The 20,190-nt window shown below is 41.7% G+C and carries 17 protein-coding genes; 10 read left to right on the top strand and 7 right to left on the bottom strand.

Annotation, left to right across the window (positions count from 1 at the left end; genetic code table 11):
* The first annotated feature begins 17 nt into the window (after positions 1–17).
* Positions 18–1,367 (top strand): sensor histidine kinase, encoded by a 1,350-nt coding sequence (locus K1T76_RS08345; RefSeq protein ID WP_230245134.1) that lies wholly within the window; start codon positions 18–20, stop codon positions 1,365–1,367.
* 111 nt (positions 1,368–1,478) lie between these two features.
* On the opposite strand, the gene hemP is transcribed toward K1T76_RS08345, so the two are convergent.
* The gene (gene hemP, locus K1T76_RS08340; RefSeq protein WP_004972965.1) at positions 1,479–1,649 is read right to left on the bottom strand and encodes a hemin uptake protein HemP; all 171 of its coding nucleotides are present in this window, start codon (positions 1,647–1,649) and stop codon (positions 1,479–1,481) included.
* 138 nt (positions 1,650–1,787) lie between these two features.
* On the opposite strand from hemP, the gene K1T76_RS08335 reads away from it, so the two are divergent.
* Entirely contained in the window at positions 1,788–2,687 is a 900-nt protein-coding gene (locus K1T76_RS08335) for an NUDIX domain-containing protein (RefSeq protein WP_230245133.1), read from the top strand.
* A gap of 79 nt (positions 2,688–2,766) precedes the next feature.
* Here K1T76_RS08335 and K1T76_RS08330 read toward each other — a convergent pair whose 3' ends face one another.
* Positions 2,767–3,276 (bottom strand): tetratricopeptide repeat protein, encoded by a 510-nt coding sequence (locus K1T76_RS08330; RefSeq protein WP_230245132.1) that lies wholly within the window; start codon positions 3,274–3,276, stop codon positions 2,767–2,769.
* Positions 3,277–3,357: 81 nt separating this feature from the next.
* Positions 3,358–5,751 carry a penicillin-binding protein 1B gene (gene mrcB, locus K1T76_RS08325; RefSeq protein ID WP_230245131.1) on the bottom strand — a complete coding sequence of 798 codons (2,394 nt, stop codon included), beginning with the start codon at positions 5,749–5,751 and terminating at the stop codon, positions 3,358–3,360.
* 179 nt (positions 5,752–5,930) lie between these two features.
* Between mrcB and K1T76_RS08320 the strand changes: the two genes are divergently transcribed.
* Both K1T76_RS08320 and K1T76_RS08315 read left to right on the top strand, forming a co-directional pair.
* Positions 5,931–6,848: an NAD(+) kinase gene (locus tag K1T76_RS08320; protein WP_230245641.1), complete on the top strand. Its 918-nt coding sequence runs from the start codon at positions 5,931–5,933 to the stop codon at positions 6,846–6,848.
* Positions 6,848–7,117 (top strand): YeaC family protein, encoded by a 270-nt coding sequence (locus K1T76_RS08315; protein WP_168417984.1) that lies wholly within the window; start codon positions 6,848–6,850, stop codon positions 7,115–7,117. Before K1T76_RS08320 ends, K1T76_RS08315 begins: the two co-directional genes overlap by 1 nt.
* A gap of 97 nt (positions 7,118–7,214) precedes the next feature.
* Here K1T76_RS08315 and K1T76_RS08310 read toward each other — a convergent pair whose 3' ends face one another.
* Positions 7,215–8,225: a glycosyl transferase family protein gene (locus tag K1T76_RS08310; RefSeq protein WP_230245130.1), complete on the bottom strand. Its 1,011-nt coding sequence runs from the start codon at positions 8,223–8,225 to the stop codon at positions 7,215–7,217.
* Positions 8,226–8,466: 241 nt separating this feature from the next.
* Between K1T76_RS08310 and K1T76_RS08305 the strand changes: the two genes are divergently transcribed.
* From K1T76_RS08305 to yaaA, 6 genes are all read left to right on the top strand, one after another.
* Positions 8,467–9,609 carry an acyl-CoA dehydrogenase family protein gene (locus K1T76_RS08305; protein WP_230245129.1) on the top strand — a complete coding sequence of 381 codons (1,143 nt, stop codon included), beginning with the start codon at positions 8,467–8,469 and terminating at the stop codon, positions 9,607–9,609.
* A gap of 342 nt (positions 9,610–9,951) precedes the next feature.
* Positions 9,952–11,061: a prephenate dehydratase gene (pheA, locus tag K1T76_RS08300; protein ID WP_230245128.1), complete on the top strand. Its 1,110-nt coding sequence runs from the start codon at positions 9,952–9,954 to the stop codon at positions 11,059–11,061.
* Between the two features lie 72 nt (positions 11,062–11,133).
* Complete coding sequence (hisC, locus tag K1T76_RS08295; protein WP_230245127.1) at positions 11,134–12,225, top strand: histidinol-phosphate transaminase; 1,092 nt, start codon at positions 11,134–11,136, stop codon at positions 12,223–12,225.
* Between the two features lie 3 nt (positions 12,226–12,228).
* Positions 12,229–14,475 carry a bifunctional prephenate dehydrogenase/3-phosphoshikimate 1-carboxyvinyltransferase gene (locus tag K1T76_RS08290; protein ID WP_230245126.1) on the top strand — a complete coding sequence of 749 codons (2,247 nt, stop codon included), beginning with the start codon at positions 12,229–12,231 and terminating at the stop codon, positions 14,473–14,475.
* Between the two features lie 135 nt (positions 14,476–14,610).
* The gene (locus K1T76_RS08285) at positions 14,611–14,976 is read left to right on the top strand and encodes a hypothetical protein (protein ID WP_230245125.1); all 366 of its coding nucleotides are present in this window, start codon (positions 14,611–14,613) and stop codon (positions 14,974–14,976) included.
* Positions 14,977–15,404: 428 nt separating this feature from the next.
* Positions 15,405–16,184: a peroxide stress protein YaaA gene (yaaA, locus tag K1T76_RS08280; protein ID WP_230245124.1), complete on the top strand. Its 780-nt coding sequence runs from the start codon at positions 15,405–15,407 to the stop codon at positions 16,182–16,184.
* A gap of 85 nt (positions 16,185–16,269) precedes the next feature.
* Here yaaA and K1T76_RS08275 read toward each other — a convergent pair whose 3' ends face one another.
* The 3 genes from K1T76_RS08275 to K1T76_RS08265 all read right to left on the bottom strand — a co-directional run bounded on the left by K1T76_RS08275 (position 16,270) and on the right by K1T76_RS08265 (position 20,043).
* The gene (locus K1T76_RS08275; protein ID WP_230245123.1) at positions 16,270–17,712 is read right to left on the bottom strand and encodes a cryptochrome/photolyase family protein; all 1,443 of its coding nucleotides are present in this window, start codon (positions 17,710–17,712) and stop codon (positions 16,270–16,272) included.
* A gap of 254 nt (positions 17,713–17,966) precedes the next feature.
* On the bottom strand, positions 17,967–18,449 hold the full coding sequence (gene slyD / locus K1T76_RS08270; protein ID WP_004972992.1) for a peptidylprolyl isomerase: 483 nt from the start codon (positions 18,447–18,449) through the stop codon (positions 17,967–17,969).
* A 283-nt stretch (positions 18,450–18,732) separates the two neighbouring features.
* On the bottom strand, positions 18,733–20,043 hold the full coding sequence (locus K1T76_RS08265; RefSeq protein ID WP_019836682.1) for a D-alanyl-D-alanine carboxypeptidase family protein: 1,311 nt from the start codon (positions 20,041–20,043) through the stop codon (positions 18,733–18,735).
* Positions 20,044–20,190 lie beyond the last annotated feature (147 nt).

Below are 20,190 nucleotides of genomic sequence, written 5' to 3'. Positions count from 1 at the left end.
TTCAGTTTGATCTCCGCATGTCTAAACAGGTTATTTCTTTACAGTCCAAACTGGTTAAAAGCTCCGTTTTAAGCTCGGTCTTGGCGGGTGGGTTCGCGCTGATTTTATTATTGGCGGTTGCCAGTTATCAGACCATGCGTGTGCATGACGACATTATGGATGAAATAGCCGATATGTTGCTGCGAGCAGACTTGCGTGACCATGCAGGCAATCAGGTCGATGAGTTGAGTGAGCAATTTCATATTGCTTATCAATTGGGTTTAGATGATCTGATTCTGACTACCTCTGAAGATGAACATGACATTTCTCAGCTTCACTTGCCTCAGCTTGCTGTGGCATCTGAGCATGGTTTTTCATTTCACTGGCAAGACGGGCAAATTTGGCGCAGCTATGTGGCAGAGGAAGATGGCTTGCATGTGATTGTCGCGCAGCCGCTTAAATATCGCTTCAAGGAAACTGCTGCAACCAGTTTAGGTTATGCCGCTATTTTATTGCTGTTGTGGTTACTGCAATGGGCCATTTTGCATTTTATGATTGGTCGTCAATTTAATCGGATTCAGCAACTCTCCCAACAAATTGCAGAAAAAAATCAACATGATTTGACGCCAATTATCCCCACGCAACCTGAATTGAAAGAACTGCAACCGATGCTGCAGCAATTGAATAAATTGTTGGGGCGGGTAGAGCAATCTTTAATTGCAGAACAGCGATTTACTGCAGATGCCTCGCATGAATTACGCTCTCCTTTATCTGCCATTCAATTGCGTTTACAGGTGTTAAAACGTAAATACCACCAACAACCTGAGTTGGCACAAGATTTAGAGCAAATTCAGCGTGATGTCAGCCGTGGTACACAGGTATTGGAAAACTTGCTGTTATTGGCACGTTTAGACCCGACCGATGCTGCATCATTAAAAAAAAGTGCGGTATCTATAGCAGACTTGGTACAGGAAGTTTTACAAAGCCTGACACCATTTATTCAGGAAAAAGCCATTCAGATTCAGTCAGATATTCAACAGATACAAGTGCAAGGCAATCCTGAATTGCTATTTAGCTGCCTGCGTAACTTAATTGACAATGCCGTGCGTTATGCAGCACCTCAAGGAAGTATTTGGATTGAAGCAAAACCGCATGAATTGATGCAGGAAATTTGCATCGCCGACAATGGTCAAGCGGTGACTGATGAAGTGTTGGCACGTTTGGGCGAACGTTTTTACCGTGCTTTGGGCAGCAAAACTCAAGGTTCTGGTTTAGGATTGTCGATTTGTAAGAAAATTATAGAGTTGCATGCAGGAAAAATTGAATTTTTACGTGCTGAACAAGGTGGATTAAAAGTGCGCATTTTGTTGCCTAAAGCACAACTGTAACTATGCTTAGTTTTGGGAAGCAAGTTAAAATTGAACAAGTCAGCACTTAAAAGCAGTATGCGCTGATTCATACTGCTGTTTCCACGTTTGTTATTGTGTTGATTGTTTTAATTATTTTGTGAGAATAAGACGATTGTTACGGGTTAAGCGTAAACGATATTCTTCACCTGCATGCAAAATACGAATTTCGCGTCCTAGCGCAAACAAGTTATTTGAATGTAACATAGGTAGGGCATGCTGAGTGTCTGAATGACGTGAAAATAGGTTAAATGGGGCGTTCATTTTTGTTACTCCGTGGTGTGTAAGAATTGTTTTAAATGATAATCATTATCATATAATCCTGTCAACGGATTATTGTTGAATTTATAAAAGTCTACAATTTGCAGTGAAACGTACATTGCAAAAAAAGGAATCGGGTTCATGTCTAAGCCAAATATTCATGTGGCAATTGCGTTGTTATTTCATCAAAACAAAGTGTTAGTGGGGTGGCGCGAAGCCAAACAACATCAGGGCAATAAGCACGAATTTCCAGGTGGAAAAGTAGAAGCAGGTGAAACCCCTGTAGATGCCTGCCGCCGTGAAGTGTTCGAAGAAGTGGGTATTGGGATTCAGCACTGGCATGCCTTTGATATTATTTGCCATGAATATGATGATGTGATTGTCAATCTCCATATTTTTCAGGCTGCTGTACCCGCGGCGTTATTAAAAGATATTCAAGTGCCTTGGATGTGGTTTAGCCGCCCGCAACTTTTAGAGCTGAATTTTCCGAACGCCAATCGTGCAATTGTGCAACGACTAGCGTGGCAACAGACAATTAAAGTCAGTGATGATTTAAAACAATTGACAAATTTGCCTAAGCAAAAGCTACTGTATTGGCGGGTTGAGCCAAACCCTGCATGCAAGGTCGAATTGTCGGAGTATGGCATTGAGCAACTGGGGCAAGTGATTGTCAATTTGGAATTGTGGAAGCAATTAAATACGATTCAGCATCATGCTATTGCAGCAATTCATTTGAAACAATCGCAACTGATGCAATTACAAAAGGGCGATTTAAAAGTCGGGCAGCGATATATTGCAGCGTGTCATGATATTGTTTCGGCACAACATGCACAGCAAATTGGTTGTGAAGCAATTTTACTCAGTCCTGTTTTAGCAACCACCACGCATGATGATGCCACACCTTTAGGATGGGAAAAATTCCAGCAGATTGCTGAATTTGTCGATATTCCTGTATTTGCTTTAGGTGGCTTAACTCAGGATGATTTCTCTACGGCAGAGCAGCATCATGCCTATGGCATTGCAGGCATACGTTTTATTTGATTTTTTCTAGTTTGTACTAATAAAAAAATCGCTGATGTGCTCACACTCAGCGATTTTTCAGTTGATTAAATCACTGCCATTACAAATTTTTTAAAGCCTGTTGAGCCTGCGCAAGGCTTTTAGCATTATTTTGTTGCTGTGCTGCTTTTTGAATGACTAACCACAATTGACGTTTCATGGCAGCGCTTTGCGCATAAGTCAAACCGCGGCGTGCCAAAGCTTCGGCATTGGCAGGTTGTTTCTTTTGATTGGCAACTAAAGCCAAATATAAATAGGTCTCAGCCGCTTGCGGGGCAAGTCGCTGCGCTTGCAGAGCCGCGGTTTCGGCCTGATTGAATTGGCCTTTTTTATACGCGGTCTGGGTTTGCTGCATCAACTTTTGAAAAGCAGGCAAACTACGGCCATCTTCTAATTTTTGTTGTACGCTTTGTTGTGGCACCACCACTTGCAACGATTGACGCTTAATTTCTTCACGTTCATAAGGACGAATAACCACACCTTCTGCTGTAGTTACAGTTTGAGGTTTCTCAGGCGCAGGCTGAGGTGCGGGCGTTTCAGGTAAACTCTGGCAAGCTACAATCGTTGCCATCGTCCCTACTACAAACGTGGTGAAAAAAACTTGCCTTAAAAGAGATAATTTCATAAGCCTAACTGACCGATATCCTCAAGTTTAATTGATATAACTGCCGCTTGAGATGACACGACCATCGGTATTGTCATCCGTTACAGGTTCTGTTTCACGGATATAATTTTCGATACTATCATTGGTCTCAGGAGCTGCTTGCTGAGTTTCGGTATCGGGTTGGTAAACGGGTTCAACTTGATAGTGTGAAAAACCACATGCGGTTGCCTGACGCGGTACATTATTACGATTTATAGGAATGTACATCGCGCCTTCACAGCCTTGCGCAGATAAATGTCCCGTACTGCGATCAATCCAATGCCATTGAATTTGTTCAGTCTGACGTAAGTTGACAGGTTTTTGGCGCAATTGCTGCATTACATTGCTCCACACGGGCAAAGCACCAGATGAGCCTGTTAAGCCTGTGACTTTGTTATCATCCAAACCGAGCCATACAACGGTTAAATAATTGCCTGAATAGCCTGCAAACCATGAATCACGGGTATCATTGGTGGTACCAGATTTACCTGCCAATTTCAAATCTTTCGATAGGCTATTATATGCCGCACGACCTGTACCAGAATTCATGACTTGCTGTAAACCATAATTCAAAATATAGGCGGCAGAAGGATCAATGGTTTGTTGTACAGTTAAACCATAACGGTCAAGTAAACGTCCATTGGCATCGACCACCGTACGAATCGCTTTGGTCGGATATTTAAAACCACCAGTGGCAAAGTTGCCATAAATATCCATCACCTGCATAGGCGATAAATCTACTGCACCCAAGAAAATAGACGGATACGGCGGAATTGCATCACTTGGGACACCAAATTTAATGAGGTGATTACGGAAGGTCGATAGTCCAAACTCTTGTCCTAAACGAACTGCAGATAAGTTATAAGACTGAGATAAGGCTTGCGACATAGGCACAATCCCGTGATCACTGCCACTGTAATTACGTGGTGTCCATGATTTACCATCAATCGGGATGCTAATCTGACTATCTTCTACAGGGCTTGCCCAATTATAACGACCAGACTCAATTGCACTTAAATAAATAATCGGTTTCAGCAGCGAGCCAACTTGACGCTTGGCATCCAAGGCACGGTTAAATCCTGTAAAATCTTGTGTAGAACCCACCGCTGCCACTAACTCGCCATTTTCAGGGTGAGAAATTAGCACCGCACCCTGTAAATCTTTTAAGCGTTTTGGATTGGCTTTGCTTAAACGCTCAACTGATGCTTTAAAGGCATTTTGTACGTTGGTTTGCGCAATAGGATCAAGCGTGGTGAAGATACGCAAACCCTGATTGGTCAAATCTCCTTCTTGATATTCAGTACGCAATTGACGGCGGACTATATCTAAAAAGTCGGGGAAGCGGGCAGGGCCGAGGGAAGGTTTTGTAATGACATTTAAAGGGCGTGCAGTTTCTTTTTCATATTGTTCTTGGTTTAAATACCCCATCACCAACATATTGTTTAGCACAATATCACGGCGTTTCTTGGCAGCTTCTGGGTTGCGCCAAGGATTATATAATGATGGGCCTTGTACCAAACCCACTAAAAAAGCTTGCTGTGCAATGTTGAGTTCACGCAATGGCATACCAAAATAAAACTGTGAAGCCAAACCATAACCGTTAATAGAGTAGTTACCGTTTTGTCCTAAATTTACTTCATTTAAATAAGCTTCTAAAATTTCATCTTTGTTGTAATGTAGCTCAATCAGCATCGCCATGAGCGCTTCATTGGCTTTACGCTTTAAAGTGCGTTCTGGACTCAAATAAAAATTTTTTACCAATTGCTGGGTAAGAGTGGAACCGCCCTGACGTTTGCCACCAGTGACGTTGCTGACAATTGCACGTGCAGTACCACGAATTGAAACGCCGTAGTGTTGATAGAAATTGCGATCTTCGGTAGCGATGAGGGCCTCAATCAATGGTTTAGGTACTTTATTCAGTTTAATCAGTACTCGATCTTCATTGTGCTGCGGATAAATCCCGCCAATTAACATGGGTTCTAAACGTGCGATACCCGTATTAGAAGGTTTGGTGGCACTCACTTCACTAATTTGATTATTGGCAAAACTGACTTTTAAAACCTGTTCAGGTTCGACACTGTCGCCAAAGTCAAAACCACGAGTATGTACAAATAAAGTATTGCCATCGCTAACATAACTGCCTGATTTAGCATAATTATCTGTATTTTTGTAGCCAAGCAGTTTCAGTTCCTGAGTAAAGTCAGTCTGGCTAACAGGTGCGTTGCTATACACTTCTAATGGGCGTGCAAAAACCTTGGCTGGAATATCCCAACGCTGTCCTTCAAACTTGTCTCTAACAATATTATCTAGACGAATCAAGTAGATACTAAATGCAATAAACCCGCCAATAACGATGATGCAAAATAGTAAAGCAATTATGCCTATGCCACGCTCAGACTTCATAAATCGCGATAAGATCCTTATAAATTTTGCTAATCATGCGAAGCTTTTGCTGAATTTGCAATAATTAATCTGTGACTGAAGCGAAAATATCATCATAAAATTGAGCAGAAATGTAGTTTTAAAGTTTTTTTAAATCAACTAGGTTAGTGCTATGATAAGTGTCGAATCGTAGCGGAGCGATATCGCAGGTGCAAATTTCACATAAGAACTTTCGGAACATTGGACTGATTGGGCGTCCGGACAAATATTCTGTCGTAGAAACATTATGTCTGATTCACGACCATATTTTAGGATTGGGTTTGCATCCCGTTTTTGATTCTGACACTGCTCAACTTGTACCTTATAACAATACCCAAACGGTTAGCCGTGCTTTACTAGGTGAAGTGGTCGATTTAGTGATTGTAGTGGGTGGTGATGGTTCCTTGCTGCATGCAGCGCGCGCTTTGGTTAAATACAATACCCCTGTAATTGGTGTGAACCGTGGACGTTTAGGCTTTTTAACCGATATTAAACCGACTGAAGTTATTTTTAAATTAGATCAGGTGTTACAGGGGCATTTCCAGTCAGACCGTCGTTTTTTACTGGAAATGGAAGTGCGCTCTAAAGGCGAAATCATTTATGAAGCGATTGCTTTAAATGATGTGGTGCTGCATTCGGGCAAGTCTGTGCACATGATTGACTTTGAGCTGAACATTGATGGGCAGTATGTCTACCGTCAGCATAGTGATGGTCTAATTGTTTCAACCCCTACAGGTTCAACCGCTTATGCTTTGTCGGGTGGTGGGCCAATTGTACATCCAAGCATGGATGCAATTGCGTTGGTGCCTATGCATCCACATACGTTGTCTTCGCGTCCAATTGTGGTAGGCGGACACAGTGAAATTAAAATCCAGATTCGTGAAAACCGTGTGTTACCAATGGTCAGTCCCGATGGTCAACATAGTGTTTCATTAAATGTTGGAGATAGTTTGCATATCCGCAAACATCCTTATAAATTGAATTTATTACATCCACCTGGTTATGACTTTTATATGGCATGTCGTACCAAGTTAGGATGGAATCAAGATTTTGAATCAATGCAACAGCAGGATGAATGATGAATATTGAACAAATGCTTGCCGTACTCGATCCTGAAATTGTTGGACGTTTAAAAACGGCAGTTGAAATTGGTAAATGGCCAAATGGCGTTGCTTTGACCAAGGAGCAACGTGAAATTTGCATGCAAGCGGTATATGCATGGGAAATGAAAAACCTGCCTGAAACCGAGCGCAGTGGCTATATTGACCGTGGCACTAAAGAAGAAGGCGAGCAATGTGATGACGATCATCACAAGCATGAGGAATTTAAACCTATTCGTTTTGTTTAAATCACGCCATGTAACTTTTAATTTAGAATTGAAAGCGCAAAAAGACACCTCTGAAGGTGTCTTTTTTATTGCCGTATTTTTAGCAAAGTTTTGGGTTTTAGTGATGGCGATTTTGCCAAAGCTGCTGTGCGGTTTGCATTGCTGCATCATAATCGTCACAAACGCCCATGGTGTATAAAGCAATGCCCATGGTTTCAGTCACTGCAATTTCACCATATTCATGCGGTTGCTGACCTAACCACACCGCTTTCAAAACAGCCAAATCTAGTTCTTCTTCTACAGGGCTGCGGCTATCGGTCAATTTAGGTAGTTCGTGCTCATATAAGGTACCATTCTTAATACCACAAATTAAAGTTCTGGCATCTGGATTGCGTTCAAATTCACCACCTTCACCTTTAATGACCGCACTGTTTTGATAACCTAGCTGAAATGCCGCTTGTTGATGTGAACTGCGGTAAGCAGGATGAAAAATCGCCTGCATGGTGGCTTTGGCATTAAAAGGGTTGATTAAACGGGCAAGGGTATGAATGGGTGAACGTAAACCCATCACATTGCGTAAATTAATCAACTCACTCAAAATCGGTGAAATAACATCCAATGGTAAGTAAGCAAAATTACGCTGTGCCAATTGCTGTTCAACGTCTAGGTCATTTTGGCAAATTGGATAATCTAAATATTGCAGTGCTTGTTCGGTATATAAACGGTTGATGGTATGCCCAGAAGCACCATGCATCACCACTTTATAGTTATGTTTTGCTAAAGTCAGCGCTGCCAATAAAAACCACGGGTAATGTCTGCGTTTACCTGCATAAGATGACCAGTCTAAATCGACCTGAAGCGGTTTAAATTGCAGTTGATCACGGGTGGCTTGCACAAAACCTGCCAACTCCTCTACAGATTCTTCCTTCACACGCAGCAGCATTAAAAAAGCGCCTAATTGAACGTCCAAGACTTCATTGCGCAAAATCATAGAAAAAGCTTGATAGGCTTCATCATAGGTCAGTGAACGTGCGCCTGTTTTGCCTTTGCCAATAATACGGATAAATTGTGCAAATGGATGTTCTGCATCTTTATAAATATTTCTTTTATTGGGGTTTGTATTTGGCATAAGTGAGTTCACACGACATCAATTTTAATTTAACTAGTGTATAAACTTCGGCAACAGTTTGCAGCACTATTCAGAGCTTCAGTTTATACAAGCTGCCCAAGTTGCGTTTGCACTTCTGAAATGAAGACTAAAGTTTGACTGTAAAGTAAGACAATCTGTAGGGATAACACATGACAGCCTGAATAAAAATGCATAGCATGGATACTGTTGAATACAACAATTGAAAAATAAAGGATTGGATATGCTGGCTTATGATGCTGATTTAGAATTATTTAGAGATAACTTTAGACGTTTTATGCAGGAGCATATTGCACCGCATTATGCTGCGTGGGAACGTGAGGGTATCATGCCGCGCAGTGTGTGGAATCTGTTAGGTGAAAATGGTTTTTTATGTATTGATGTGCCTGAAGAATATGGCGGTTATGGTGTTCCAACGCATTATTCTTTAATGTTGGTCGAAGAATCGGCACGTGCAGGTTATAGCGCACTTTCTACAGGTATTTCCTGTCACTCTGAAATCGCTGCACCGTACATTTTGCATATTGGTACAGAAGAACAAAAACAATACTGGCTGCCTAAAATGGTGTCGGGTGAAGTGGTCGGTGCAATTGGCATGACCGAGCCAGGCGCGGGTTCAGACTTGCAAGCTATGCGGACCAATGCAATTTTGCAAGATGATCATTATGTACTGAATGGCTCTAAAACCTTTATTTCTAATGGTCAGCATGCAGATTTGGTGGTATTGGCAGTAAAAACAGATCCGCAAGCACGTGCCAAAGGTGTGTCGCTCATGTTGGTCGATACTCATTTGGAAGGCTTTAAAAAAGGCACCAATTTGGAAAAAATTGGTTTGCATTCACAAGATACCTCAGAGCTATTCTTTGACAATGTCAAAGTGCCGAAAAATCAATTGTTGGGACAGGCAGGGTATGGTTTTGCCTATTTAATGCAGGAATTGCCGCGTGAGCGTACTGCAATTGCTGCCACGGCATTGGGTGCTATTCGTGGTTCAATTGATGTGACTACGCAATATGTGCAAGAGCGTCAGGCGTTCGGACAAGCGATTGGTCAGTTCCAGAATACCCGTTTTGTATTGGCACAGGCGAAAATTGATGAATTGGCAACTGCTGCTTTTTATAATCAAAACGTCGAATTGTATATGCAGGGCAAACTGGACGTAGAAACTGCAGCCGCTCTAAAAAGTTTTGCAACCGATATGCAAATGAAAGTTGCCGATCAAATGCTACAACTGTTTGGCGGTTATGGCTATATGACGGAATATCCAATTTCTCGTTTCTTTGTCGATGCACGAATCCAGCGGATTTACGGCGGAACAAATGAAATTATGAAAGAAATTGTCGCGCGTGGTTTATTGGGGCGTTAAAACAATGCTTCAAAGTCTGATTGAATAAAGATCAACGATCATCAGAGTCAGCCCCGTGCTGGCTCTTTTTTATGATTTCATCAGAGTTAAAAATAATGCGCTGATTGAGAATTACACTTAAAAAAATTACACCGCTTAGAATGAGAGACAAAAAAAGAAATGTAGAGTTGCACAGTTTTAAGAGGTACGTTGTGCAAAGTTACAGCTTAAATGTATAGATTGAGGATGCTTTGCTCAACTGTATGTTTTTGCATCTGAAACACTGAAAGTTGTATTGCGCAACATTTGAAAGCTAACTATTGTTATACTATTTGCAAAATGTTTTTGAAGGGCGACATAACAATGATCCAAGACGATCAGAACACAACGACTTCTCTTGATCTCGCTAAAATCCGCGAAGATATTGACTCTGTAGATCAACAGATTCAGCAGCTGATTAACCGCCGAGCACAACTTGCTGAAGCGGTGGCGAAAGCAAAATTTGCATCAGAAGAGAGCCCGTTGTTTTACCGTCCTGAACGTGAAGCTCAAGTTTTACGTAATGTTATGGAACGCAACGAAGGACCGTTATCCGATGTGACCATGGCACGTTTATTTCGTGAAATTATGTCGGCATGTTTGGCACTTGAAGCGCCACAAAGTATTGCTTTTTTAGGGCCAATTGGTACTTATACACATTCCGCAGTGCTTAAACATTTTGGTCATGATGCGATTGTACGTCCTTTGCCTACTATTGATGAAGTATTTCGTGAAGTGGAAGCAGGTAGCGCTCACTATGGTTTAGTGCCTGTCGAAAACTCGTCTGAAGGTGTGGTGAACCATACTTTAGATTGTTTTAAATCATCGTCATTAAATGTCATTGGTGAAGTGGAGTTGCGTATTCATCACCAATTTCTTGTGTCTGAAAACACCCGTAAAGACAGCATTAAACAAATTTATGCGCATCAGCAAACTTTGGCACAATGCCGTAAATGGTTAGATGTGCATTATCCTGGGGTGGAACGTGTAGCACTCACCTCAAACGCAGAAGCAGCACGCCGTATTCGTAATGAATGGCATTCTGCTGCAATTGCCTCTGAAATAGCGGCCAATATTTACGAACTCGAAATTTTACATAGCAATATTGAAGATAACCCAGAAAACACCACACGTTTCTTGGTGATTGGCCGTGAGAAGGTTCCACCAAGTGGCAACGACAAAACTTCATTGTTGGTATCTGCACATGACCGTGCAGGGGCGCTGCTCGAAATTCTTGTACCATTTGCGAAGCACAATATTAGCTTGACCAGTATTGAAACGCGTCCTGCTTTGCCAGAAAAATGGGCCTATGTATTCTTCATTGACCTTGAAGGGCATGTCGAGCAAGACAATGTTCGTGCAGCGATTGAAGAAATCCGTCCATTAGTGAAAGAAGTTCGTGTCTTGGGCTCTTATCCTGCTGCTGTGTTATAACAATATTAATTCAGTGGTGTGCATGTTTATCATGCGCACCACCTTTATCACCTAGTCAACTGGAAGTGTAAAATGTCGTTTGTCCCAGCCAATGAAGGCATCTCGAAGTTAAAGCCTTATCAACCAGGTAAACCAATCAGTGAGCTTGAGCGTGAGTTGGGCATTTCAGATATCGTCAAACTTGCTTCAAATGAAAACCCATTGGGCTGTTCAGACAAAGTCAAAGAAGCCGTTGCTGCTGAAATTGCTGAAATTAGTCGTTATCCAGATGGTGGTGGTTTTATTCTAAAAGACCAAATTCACAAACAATTTGGCTTCGCGCATGATCGCATTACTTTGGGCAATGGTTCAAATGATTTGCTAGAAATGTTTGCGCGTACTTTCGTTTCAGATCAAGATTCTGTGTTGTATAGCCAGCACGCCTTTGCAGTATATGCTTTGCTAACACAAGCCATTAATGCACAAGCCATTGAAGTACCTGCCAAAGGTTTTTCACATGACTTGGATGCTATGGCGGCAGCAATTCAAGACAACACCAAGTTAATTTTTATTGCTAACCCAAATAACCCAACAGGTACATGGTTTGAAGAGGCTGAATTTGAAGCCTTTATGCAAAAAGTGCCTGCACGGGTGATTGTGGTATTAGATGAAGCTTATGTGGAATATTTTCCAGAAAACTTCAACAGCCTCAAATTTCTTGAGCAATATCCAAACTTAATCGTGAGTCGTACTTTATCTAAGTGTTATGGTTTGGCGGCATTGCGCGTTGGTTTTGCTTTGGCTTCAGCTGAAGTGACTGGTTATTTAAACCGTATTCGTCAACCCTTTAACGTCAATCACTTGGCAATGGTGGCTGCGGTTGCGGCATTAAAAGATGAAGATTTTATCGAAAAATCACGTATTGCTAACAAAGCAGGCATGGCACAATTGGAAGCAGGCTTTAAAGCATTAGGTCTGAATTATGTGCCTTCACGTGCTAACTTTATTTTGGTAGATGTGGAAGCCGATCCGGGTCAAACCTTTAATGCTTTATTGAAAGAAGGTGTGATTGTACGTCCTGTGGGTATTACAACCCATTTACGTGTTTCAATTGGTACAGAAGCAGAAAATGCGAAGTTTCTCTGTGCGTTAGCCAAAGTATTGGGCAAGGAAGCAAAGGCATAAAACATGGCGCAACCATTGTTTGAAAAAGTTGCATTTATCGGACTCGGGCTCATTGGCTCGAGTTTGGCACGTGTAATGCTGGCAGAAAATTTAAGTCGGCGTATTGTGGCATCGACCCGTTCTGAAAAAACGCTGCAAGATGCTTTGGAATTAGGATTAATTGAACAAGGCTTTAACAATCCTATTGATGCGGTACAAGGCGCAGATTTAGTGGTGTTGGCCCTACCTGTGCAAGCCACAGAAAAAGTCTTGCGATTAATTCAGCCCCATTTGGCAGACAAAGTAATTCTGACTGATGTAGGCAGTACCAAAGGCAGTGTCGTGGCTGCAGCCAAAGCGGTATTTGGTGAACATTTACCTGCAGGTTTTGTACCCGGGCATCCGATTGCTGGGGCAGAAAATACGGGCGTGCATGCAGGCAAGGTCGATTTATTTGCCAACCACAAAGTCATTTTGACACCATTACCAAGCAGTGCGCCGTGGGCAGTCAATAAACTGATTCAAATGTGGGAAAGCGCCAAAGCCGAAGTAATTTGCATGGATGTGGAAAAACATGATGAGGTATTGGCATATACCAGTCATCTTCCACATTTAATGGCCTTTAATTTGGTCGAACAATTGGCAAATCGTGAAGATAATTTAGACATTTTCCGCTATGCTGCCGGGGGCTTTCGTGACTTCTCACGTATTGCAGCAAGCGATCCACAAATGTGGCATGACATTTTCTTTGCCAATAAAACTGCATTGTTAAAAGCGGTGGATGGTTTTGAAAGTCAACTCACGATTATTCGCCAACTGATTGAACAAGAAGACTCGCATGCTTTAATGGGCTTGCTTGGACATGCACAAGCGGCACGACAGCATTTTAATCATATGCTCGCCAAGAAACCTTTTATGGAGAACAATCACGTGACACAACAATTTACGATTTTGCCGGGTGCTAAGACTTTCCAAGGTAAATTTACCGTACCAGGTGACAAATCTGTGTCACATCGTTCCATTATGTTTGGTGCAATTGCCGAAGGCACTACGCATGTGACAGGTTTCCTTGAAGGTGAAGATGCATTGGCGACTTTACAGGCATTCCGTGATATGGGTGTGAGCATTGAAGGCCCTAAAAATGGTGAAGTCATCATTCATGGCGTAGGTATGCAAGGTTTAAAAGCACCTGCAGGCCCAATTTATATGGGTAACTCAGGCACATCTATGCGTTTGTTGGCAGGCATGTTGTCTGCACAGCAGTTTGATTCTGTTATGACAGGTGATGCGTCACTGACCAAGCGTCCAATGGAGCGTATTGCTAAACCATTGCGTGAAATGGGGGCACAAATTCAAACAACGGGTGAACGTGGCACACCGCCGGTATCTATTACAGGTGCGCAAGCGTTAAAAGGCATTCACTATGATTTGCCAATGGCATCTGCACAAGTGAAATCGGGTATTTTATTGGCAGGACTTTGGGCAGAAGGTGAAACCTCAGTGACTGAGCCTGAACCAACGCGTGACCATACCGAACGTATGTTACGTGCATTTGGTTATGAAGTGAAAACTGAAGGCAACCGTATTTCATTGCAAGGTGGCGGTAAATTGGTGGGTACAGATATTCAAGTACCTTCTGATATTTCATCTGCGGCGTTCTTTATGGTGGGTGCAGCCATTACAGAAAATTCAGATGTAACCTTAGAAGCGGTGGGCATTAACCCAACTCGTACAGGGGTGATTGAAATTCTGAAACAAATGGGTGCAGACCTGAGCGTTGAAAATGAACGTATTGCAGGCGGTGAACCAATTGCAGATATTCGTATTCGTGGTTCACGTACTTTAAAAGGGATTCATGTTCCTGAAGATCAAGTGCCATTGGCGATTGATGAATTTCCTGCATTGTTCATAGCTGCAGCTTGTGCTGAAGGTCAAACTGTACTGACAGGTGCTGCAGAATTACGCGTGAAAGAATCAGACCGTATTCAAGTGATGGCAGATGGTTTAAAAACCATGGGTATTGACTGCACACCCACTGACGATGGCATCATCATTCAGGGTAAAGGCAAAGCAGGTGACTGGTCCGCGATATTCACAGGTGGCGAGATTGAATCACATCACGATCACCGTATTGCCATGAGTTTTTCTATGGCAGGCTTGCGTACTTCTGGAGAAATTAAAATTGTCGGTACAGAAACAGTAGCGACAAGTTTCCCAACCTTTACTGAGCTTGCAGGTTTGGCAGGTCTGAATATTCAAGTGACAGAATAAGCCAAAACGATACGGGCTGCGATGACAAATCGCAAAGCCTAGACTTTATGCTGAAACAGCCAAGCTTTTGCTTGGCTGTTTGCGTTTTATTGCTTATGCTAAACCCATACAAGAAAAAAGCCTTTGGGTTCGAGCATGCGCAAATTAAAATTTATGGCAAATTGTGAAAATAAACAAGAGTTACAAGATTGCACTTTGACACAGAATTATGTGGCGAATTTACTTTCACAAAACTTATCTCACTATGGCTTTCAAACGTTGCCGCAGAGTGGTGCACAAGTCGCTGTAAGTGTAGATCAACATGCGCTGCCTTTGGCTGTGAACTGTCAAAGCCGAGGTGAGGATGGACACCTTGTTTGTGAAATTACTTCATACCCCAATGAGGAACAAGACTGGCTAGAACGGATTACAGAGCAAAGTTTATTAAATCAATTGGCGCAAGCGGTAGAAAATACTCTGAAAGAAGACCAATCTTTTAGTGAATTTGAGTGGAAAGGTTAAACTAGGACGATATGTGTTGGATGTTTAAAATTTATACATGATTTTTAAATCAAAATCATTCGTTTTTTTAATTGAAATGTCATCTAAATGACACATCACAACCGTATAATAAGCAGCAAGAACAATACAACAAAATAATTTTTATTTAACCCGCTTAATTTGGGAGAGTTAAGTGGGTTTTTTATTGCCTAGAGAAAAGTTGTAAGTACTGCAAAAAATAAGCTCAACTGGTCAGAGCGAATCAATATTTTTAAAAACATGCGCTGAAATAAAAGTAGCTCAGTATCTACGTTAGATTGATCTTATGAGATCATCGTCAGGAAGCACAACGCAACGTGTTTTTCCGATAGGGCTAAACAAAAACACGCATTGGAGTTTGTTGAAAGCTGCTGCTATAGTGAGCGCAGTATTTTTTATTTAGGTGGTTTATGCTCGCTTTAATTTCTCCAGCCAAGACTTTAGATTATGAAACTGCATTACCAAGCGATGAATATACTCAACCTAGATTACTTCAACATTCACAAGAGTTAATTGATGTAGCACGTAAACTTTCTGCAACAGAAATTGCCAGTTTAATGAGTGTGAGTGAAAAAATTGCCACTTTAAATGTCGAGCGTTTTCGTGACTGGCAAGCAGAATTTGATCTTGCCAATGCGCGTCAGGCCATGTTTGCTTTTAAAGGTGATGTGTACACAGGCTTAGATGCTTATAGTTTGTCTGCTGCAGATATTGAGTTTGCTCAACAACACCTGCGTATGCTTTCTGGCTTATATGGCTTATTGCGTCCTTTAGATTTAATGATGCCGTATCGTTTGGAAATGGGCACTAAGTTGCATAATGCGCGCGGTGAAAATTTGTATCGTTTCTGGGGCGATATCATCACCAATTTAATTAACCAAGATTTAAAACATAACCAGTCGGCATTATTAGTTAATCTAGCTTCCGATGAATATTATAAGTCGGTGCAGGAAGCAAAAATTCAGGCTGAAATTATTAAACCTGTATTTTTAGATCAGAAAAATGGTAAATATAAAGTCATCAGTTTTTATGCCAAAAAAGCCCGTGGTTTGATGGCACGTTTTATCATCGAGAATAAATTAGAACGCGCAGAAGACTTAAAAGCATTCAATAGTGAAGGTTATTACTTCGATGCAGGCAGTTCTTTACAAGGCGAATTGGTCTTTAAACGTGACGAGCTAGCCGCCTAACTGTTGCTTTAATCGTTGAATCTCCCATCATGCTAAGGAATGGCAGATGGGAGGGCTGACAAATCTCATGTTTGTGCTATCTAAATTAAAGCTGTTTAAATGCTTCAATGGCACGTAAACGGCTGAGCTTTAAATCTACAATTGGATGAGGATAATCCAGTTTTAGGTTTGGATTTTTCACATACGGTTCATGAATGTTTTTGGCATCTAAATGTGCCAGCTCAGGTAGCCATGTGCGAATATAATCACCATTGGGGTCAAACTTTTGTGATTGGCTTACTGGGTTGAAAATCCGAAAATAGGGCACTGCATCTGTACCAATTGAGGCACACCATTGCCAGCCACCGTTATTGGCAGCCAAATCACCATCAATTAAATGTTGCATAAACCACTGTTCGCCCAAGCGCCAGTCAATCAACAAGTTTTTGCACAGAAACATCGCGCAAATCATTCGGACTCGATTATGCATCCAACCCGTTTGCAAAAGTTGCTGCATACCTGCATCCACAATGGGGATGCCTGTTTTTCCATGCTGCCATGCTGCTAAACCTGCAGGATCCTTGCGCCACGCCACCTGCGCGGTCTGATCTTTAAAAGGGCGGTGCTTGGAAACTTTAGGATAATCAAACAAAATATGTTGATAAAACTCACGCCACAGTAATTCATCTAACCAAGTTTGTTGCCCTGTATTTTCAAGATGAAAATGTCCTTGTGAATGCGCAAAAACCGCAGCCAGACATTGCCGAATGGAGAGAATGCCACAGTTTAAATACGCAGATAATTGGCTGGTAGCAGACAACGCTGGAAAATCACGCTGTTGCTGATAATCTTGCATTTGTTCACGCGTAAAATCATCCAACAATTGCTGTGCATGTTGTTCCGTGACTGCCCATAAATTTTGTTGTGCCGTTGGAAGCGGGTCGAAACCTAAGTGTTCTAAACTTGGCACTTTAGAGAGATATTGTTTAGGAAGTTGGATGGGTAGTTGTGGTTGCGGCTGAGGAAAGCAACGCGGAATACTGACATTCAACTGTTGATAGGCATATTTTTTAAATGCGCTGAATATCTGATACGGTTTCATGCTCTGATTGCGCACCGTACCCACAGGAAAAAGCGTGCGGTCATGGTACAACACCAAGTCCTGACCGTGTTGGTTCAAGGCTTGTTGAACTTCAAGATCACGTTTTAGCTCATTCACTCCCAATTCAATATTGGCATAAATATTTTGAATAGGATGAGAGTCTTTCAATGTTTGGCATAGTTGGAGCAGTGTTTGTGCAATGTCAGCCCAAGATGGCGTGATTTGAACAATCAGTGGGATATTGAGTTGTGCGAGTTCTTCTTTTAGTACATTTAATTGACGCAAGTAAAAGTCAATTTTAATCGGCGCATCGTGATGTAAACGATATTGCTGAGGCGAAAGAATCACTACGCCAATACAAGCTCCTGCTTGGCTAGCATGCCAAAGCGCGGTGTGATCTGAAATTCTTAAATCTTGTCGGAACCAAACTAAATTATAGTTTTGCATGGGAAGAATGCTTGATGTGGTCGCTAGAAAGGTGACTTCATTATAAGCATGACTGGGTAAAATTGTCTTAAATGCGAAGGGTTTAATTGTCCAATAAAACGACAATGTGTTGTGTTGATTTTTTCTGTAATGATCTTACCGCAATAGTCTGCCTGAAAGGATCTTTCAGTCATGTGCTTAGCCTAAATTTTAGAATAACAAACAAAAAAGGCAAAGTAAAAATACTTTGCCTTTTGCTTCGATCAGTACTGATCTTAGTGGTGATGACCACCCGCACCGTGTACGTGACCGTGATCTAATTCTTCTTGAGAAGCTTCACGGATTTCAACGATTTCAACTTCAAACGTTAAATCTTGACCAGCAAGTGGGAAGTTTGCATCAACAATTACGTTGTCGCCTTCAACTGCTTTTACAGTTACGATTTGAACGCCATCATCAGTTTGCGCTTGGAACTGCATGCCCGCTTGGATGTTGTCTACACCTTGGAACATTTGTGCAGGAACTTCTTGTACTAAGTCTGGGTTGTATTCGCCATAACCTTCAGCTGCAGGTACGTTTACAGTAAATTTTTCACCTACTGTTTTACCTTCTAACGCTTTTTCTAAACCAGGGATGATATTACCTGCACCATGCAAATAGGCAAGTGGTTCACCTTGAGATTTGTCGAGAGTTTCACCCTCTGCGTTAGTCAATGTGTAGTGGAAAGAAACCACGAGGTCATTTGCAATAGCAGTCATGTTATTGATCCATTCAATTTTTTAAGGGTACATCATAAAGTGAAACGTGGAATTTGTTATAGACATTTCTGCAAATTCTTCACTTTTCCGAGTTTTTTATGACATTTTTTAGTTAATCGGGGCAATTTTTATAATTTCAATGCAAATTTGTGCGTCATACCTATAAATTTGCAGATTTTATTGCAGGCTCATTTTAAGCCTTTTGTATGATGTGTAGATGACAATAAAAAAGATGGGACATTGCCCATCTTGGTGATATTTAATTCTTGAGGATCATCGGCTTCTAACCGAGTGAAGTTTTTTCATCTTCTACAGGTTGATGGCTAAAGAAATTAAACAAACTACCAAACCACATCATGATTCTTTCAAAAATATTGGCTTCAACAATGTTGACCTGTTCTTCAATCGCAAAACTGTTAATCAATTGGTTATTTTGATAAACGTGTACGGTTGCCAGTTTCATGACCTGTGCTAATGGCGCAGTCAGCAATTTTTCAGACAATTCAATATTGACATGCGTTTGTGTACGCTGTGCAGGTTCAAGTGTTTCTAATTCGCCTTGTGCATTCACAAGTTGTAGACGTTGAGTGCTTTGATCGAACTGCGACAAGTTAATTGCATGTGGCTGTTCATACAGCGATGTCGTCACAAACTTTGGCTGACTGCTTTCAATCTTGAACATGCGTAAGGTCGATTTCACTACAGGCAATTCTGCAATCATTTGTTTGGGTTTAATCGCGACTTCATTACGGGTATAGCTATAGGCTAAATTTAATAATTGATGTGCCACTTCAGCGCGTTTTTGCGCACTCTTAGTTCCCATCACCACCACCACTAAACGACGTTCAGGTGCATCACTGTCCGATGTTGGGCGGTTAGCAGTTAAGGCAAGGTTGTAGCCTGCAGCTTTGGTGAAGCCTGTTTTTAATCCATCTACACTTGGGTCTTGTTTTAATAAAATATTGGTCGCACGGTGAAAGTGCTGATTATAGGTAAAACTGGTCTGTTTTGAATAAGCCAAATAATCGGGTGTTTCAGTCACAATTGCTTGAGCCAAACGTGCCATATCTGCCGCAGAAGAGTAATGATTAGGCATAGTCACACCAGACGGATTCTGAAAATGTGTATCTTGCATGCCCAAAGCTTGCGCTTCCTGATTCATTCGGGCGATAAACTGCGGCACACCACCTGCAACACGTTCACCTAAAGTGAGTGCAGCATCGTTAGCAGACATAATAATTAAACCTGCCAATAGTTGATCTATCGAAATCTGTTCACCTGCTTTTAGATACATTTGTGATTCATCCCACATCACTTGCTGTACTACAGGTGTTGCGGTCAAGATTTCATTTCGGTCTAATTTACCTGCCTGAATATCTTTGAGCACAATATAAGCCACCATCATTTTAGTGAGTGAAGCAGGTGCACGTTGTACGTGACTATTGTGCTCTGCAATCACTTGCCCAGATTGTGGGTCTAAAATTGCCCATGCTTCGGCTTCTACACTTTCAGCTTGAATATTCAATAATGCGGCATGCGTGATTGCGCTGGATAGCCAACAGAGCAGCGCAATCAGATAAATAACACGTTTCAAAGAAGTTCCTTATGTACACCAGTCCGTTGGTGCTGTAATGGTGTCTAAACAATAAAATCGGTGTCGAGTGACTTAGGCATGCTATGCTTTTTTTTGCCGAATGACTAGCCAAAAATACCGACAAATCAGGCGATGACGCATCAATTG

It is taken from the genome of Acinetobacter sp. PW68, assembly GCF_020982655.1.
Lineage (GTDB): Bacteria > Pseudomonadota > Gammaproteobacteria > Pseudomonadales > Moraxellaceae > Acinetobacter > Acinetobacter towneri_A.
Note: the sequence above shows the minus strand (reverse complement) of the source record. Positions and strands in the feature narration are given on the sequence as shown.

Coding starts and splice junctions, on each gene's coding strand:
- K1T76_RS08345 (WP_230245134.1), top strand. CDS start 18: ATGTCTAAACAGGTTATTTCTTTACAGTCCAAACTGGTTAAAAGCTCC.
- hemP (WP_004972965.1), bottom strand. CDS start 1,649: ATGAACGCCCCATTTAACCTATTTTCACGTCATTCAGACACTCAGCAT.
- K1T76_RS08335 (WP_230245133.1), top strand. CDS start 1,788: ATGTCTAAGCCAAATATTCATGTGGCAATTGCGTTGTTATTTCATCAA.
- K1T76_RS08330 (WP_230245132.1), bottom strand. CDS start 3,276: ATGGCAACGATTGTAGCTTGCCAGAGTTTACCTGAAACGCCCGCACCT.
- mrcB (WP_230245131.1), bottom strand. CDS start 5,751: ATGAAGTCTGAGCGTGGCATAGGCATAATTGCTTTACTATTTTGCATC.
- K1T76_RS08315 (WP_168417984.1), top strand. CDS start 6,848: ATGAATATTGAACAAATGCTTGCCGTACTCGATCCTGAAATTGTTGGA.
- K1T76_RS08310 (WP_230245130.1), bottom strand. CDS start 8,225: ATGCCAAATACAAACCCCAATAAAAGAAATATTTATAAAGATGCAGAA.
- K1T76_RS08305 (WP_230245129.1), top strand. CDS start 8,467: ATGCTGGCTTATGATGCTGATTTAGAATTATTTAGAGATAACTTTAGA.
- pheA (WP_230245128.1), top strand. CDS start 9,952: ATGATCCAAGACGATCAGAACACAACGACTTCTCTTGATCTCGCTAAA.
- hisC (WP_230245127.1), top strand. CDS start 11,134: ATGTCGTTTGTCCCAGCCAATGAAGGCATCTCGAAGTTAAAGCCTTAT.
- K1T76_RS08290 (WP_230245126.1), top strand. CDS start 12,229: ATGGCGCAACCATTGTTTGAAAAAGTTGCATTTATCGGACTCGGGCTC.
- K1T76_RS08285 (WP_230245125.1), top strand. CDS start 14,611: ATGCGCAAATTAAAATTTATGGCAAATTGTGAAAATAAACAAGAGTTA.
- yaaA (WP_230245124.1), top strand. CDS start 15,405: ATGCTCGCTTTAATTTCTCCAGCCAAGACTTTAGATTATGAAACTGCA.
- K1T76_RS08275 (WP_230245123.1), bottom strand. CDS start 17,712: ATGCAAAACTATAATTTAGTTTGGTTCCGACAAGATTTAAGAATTTCA.
- slyD (WP_004972992.1), bottom strand. CDS start 18,449: ATGACTGCTATTGCAAATGACCTCGTGGTTTCTTTCCACTACACATTG.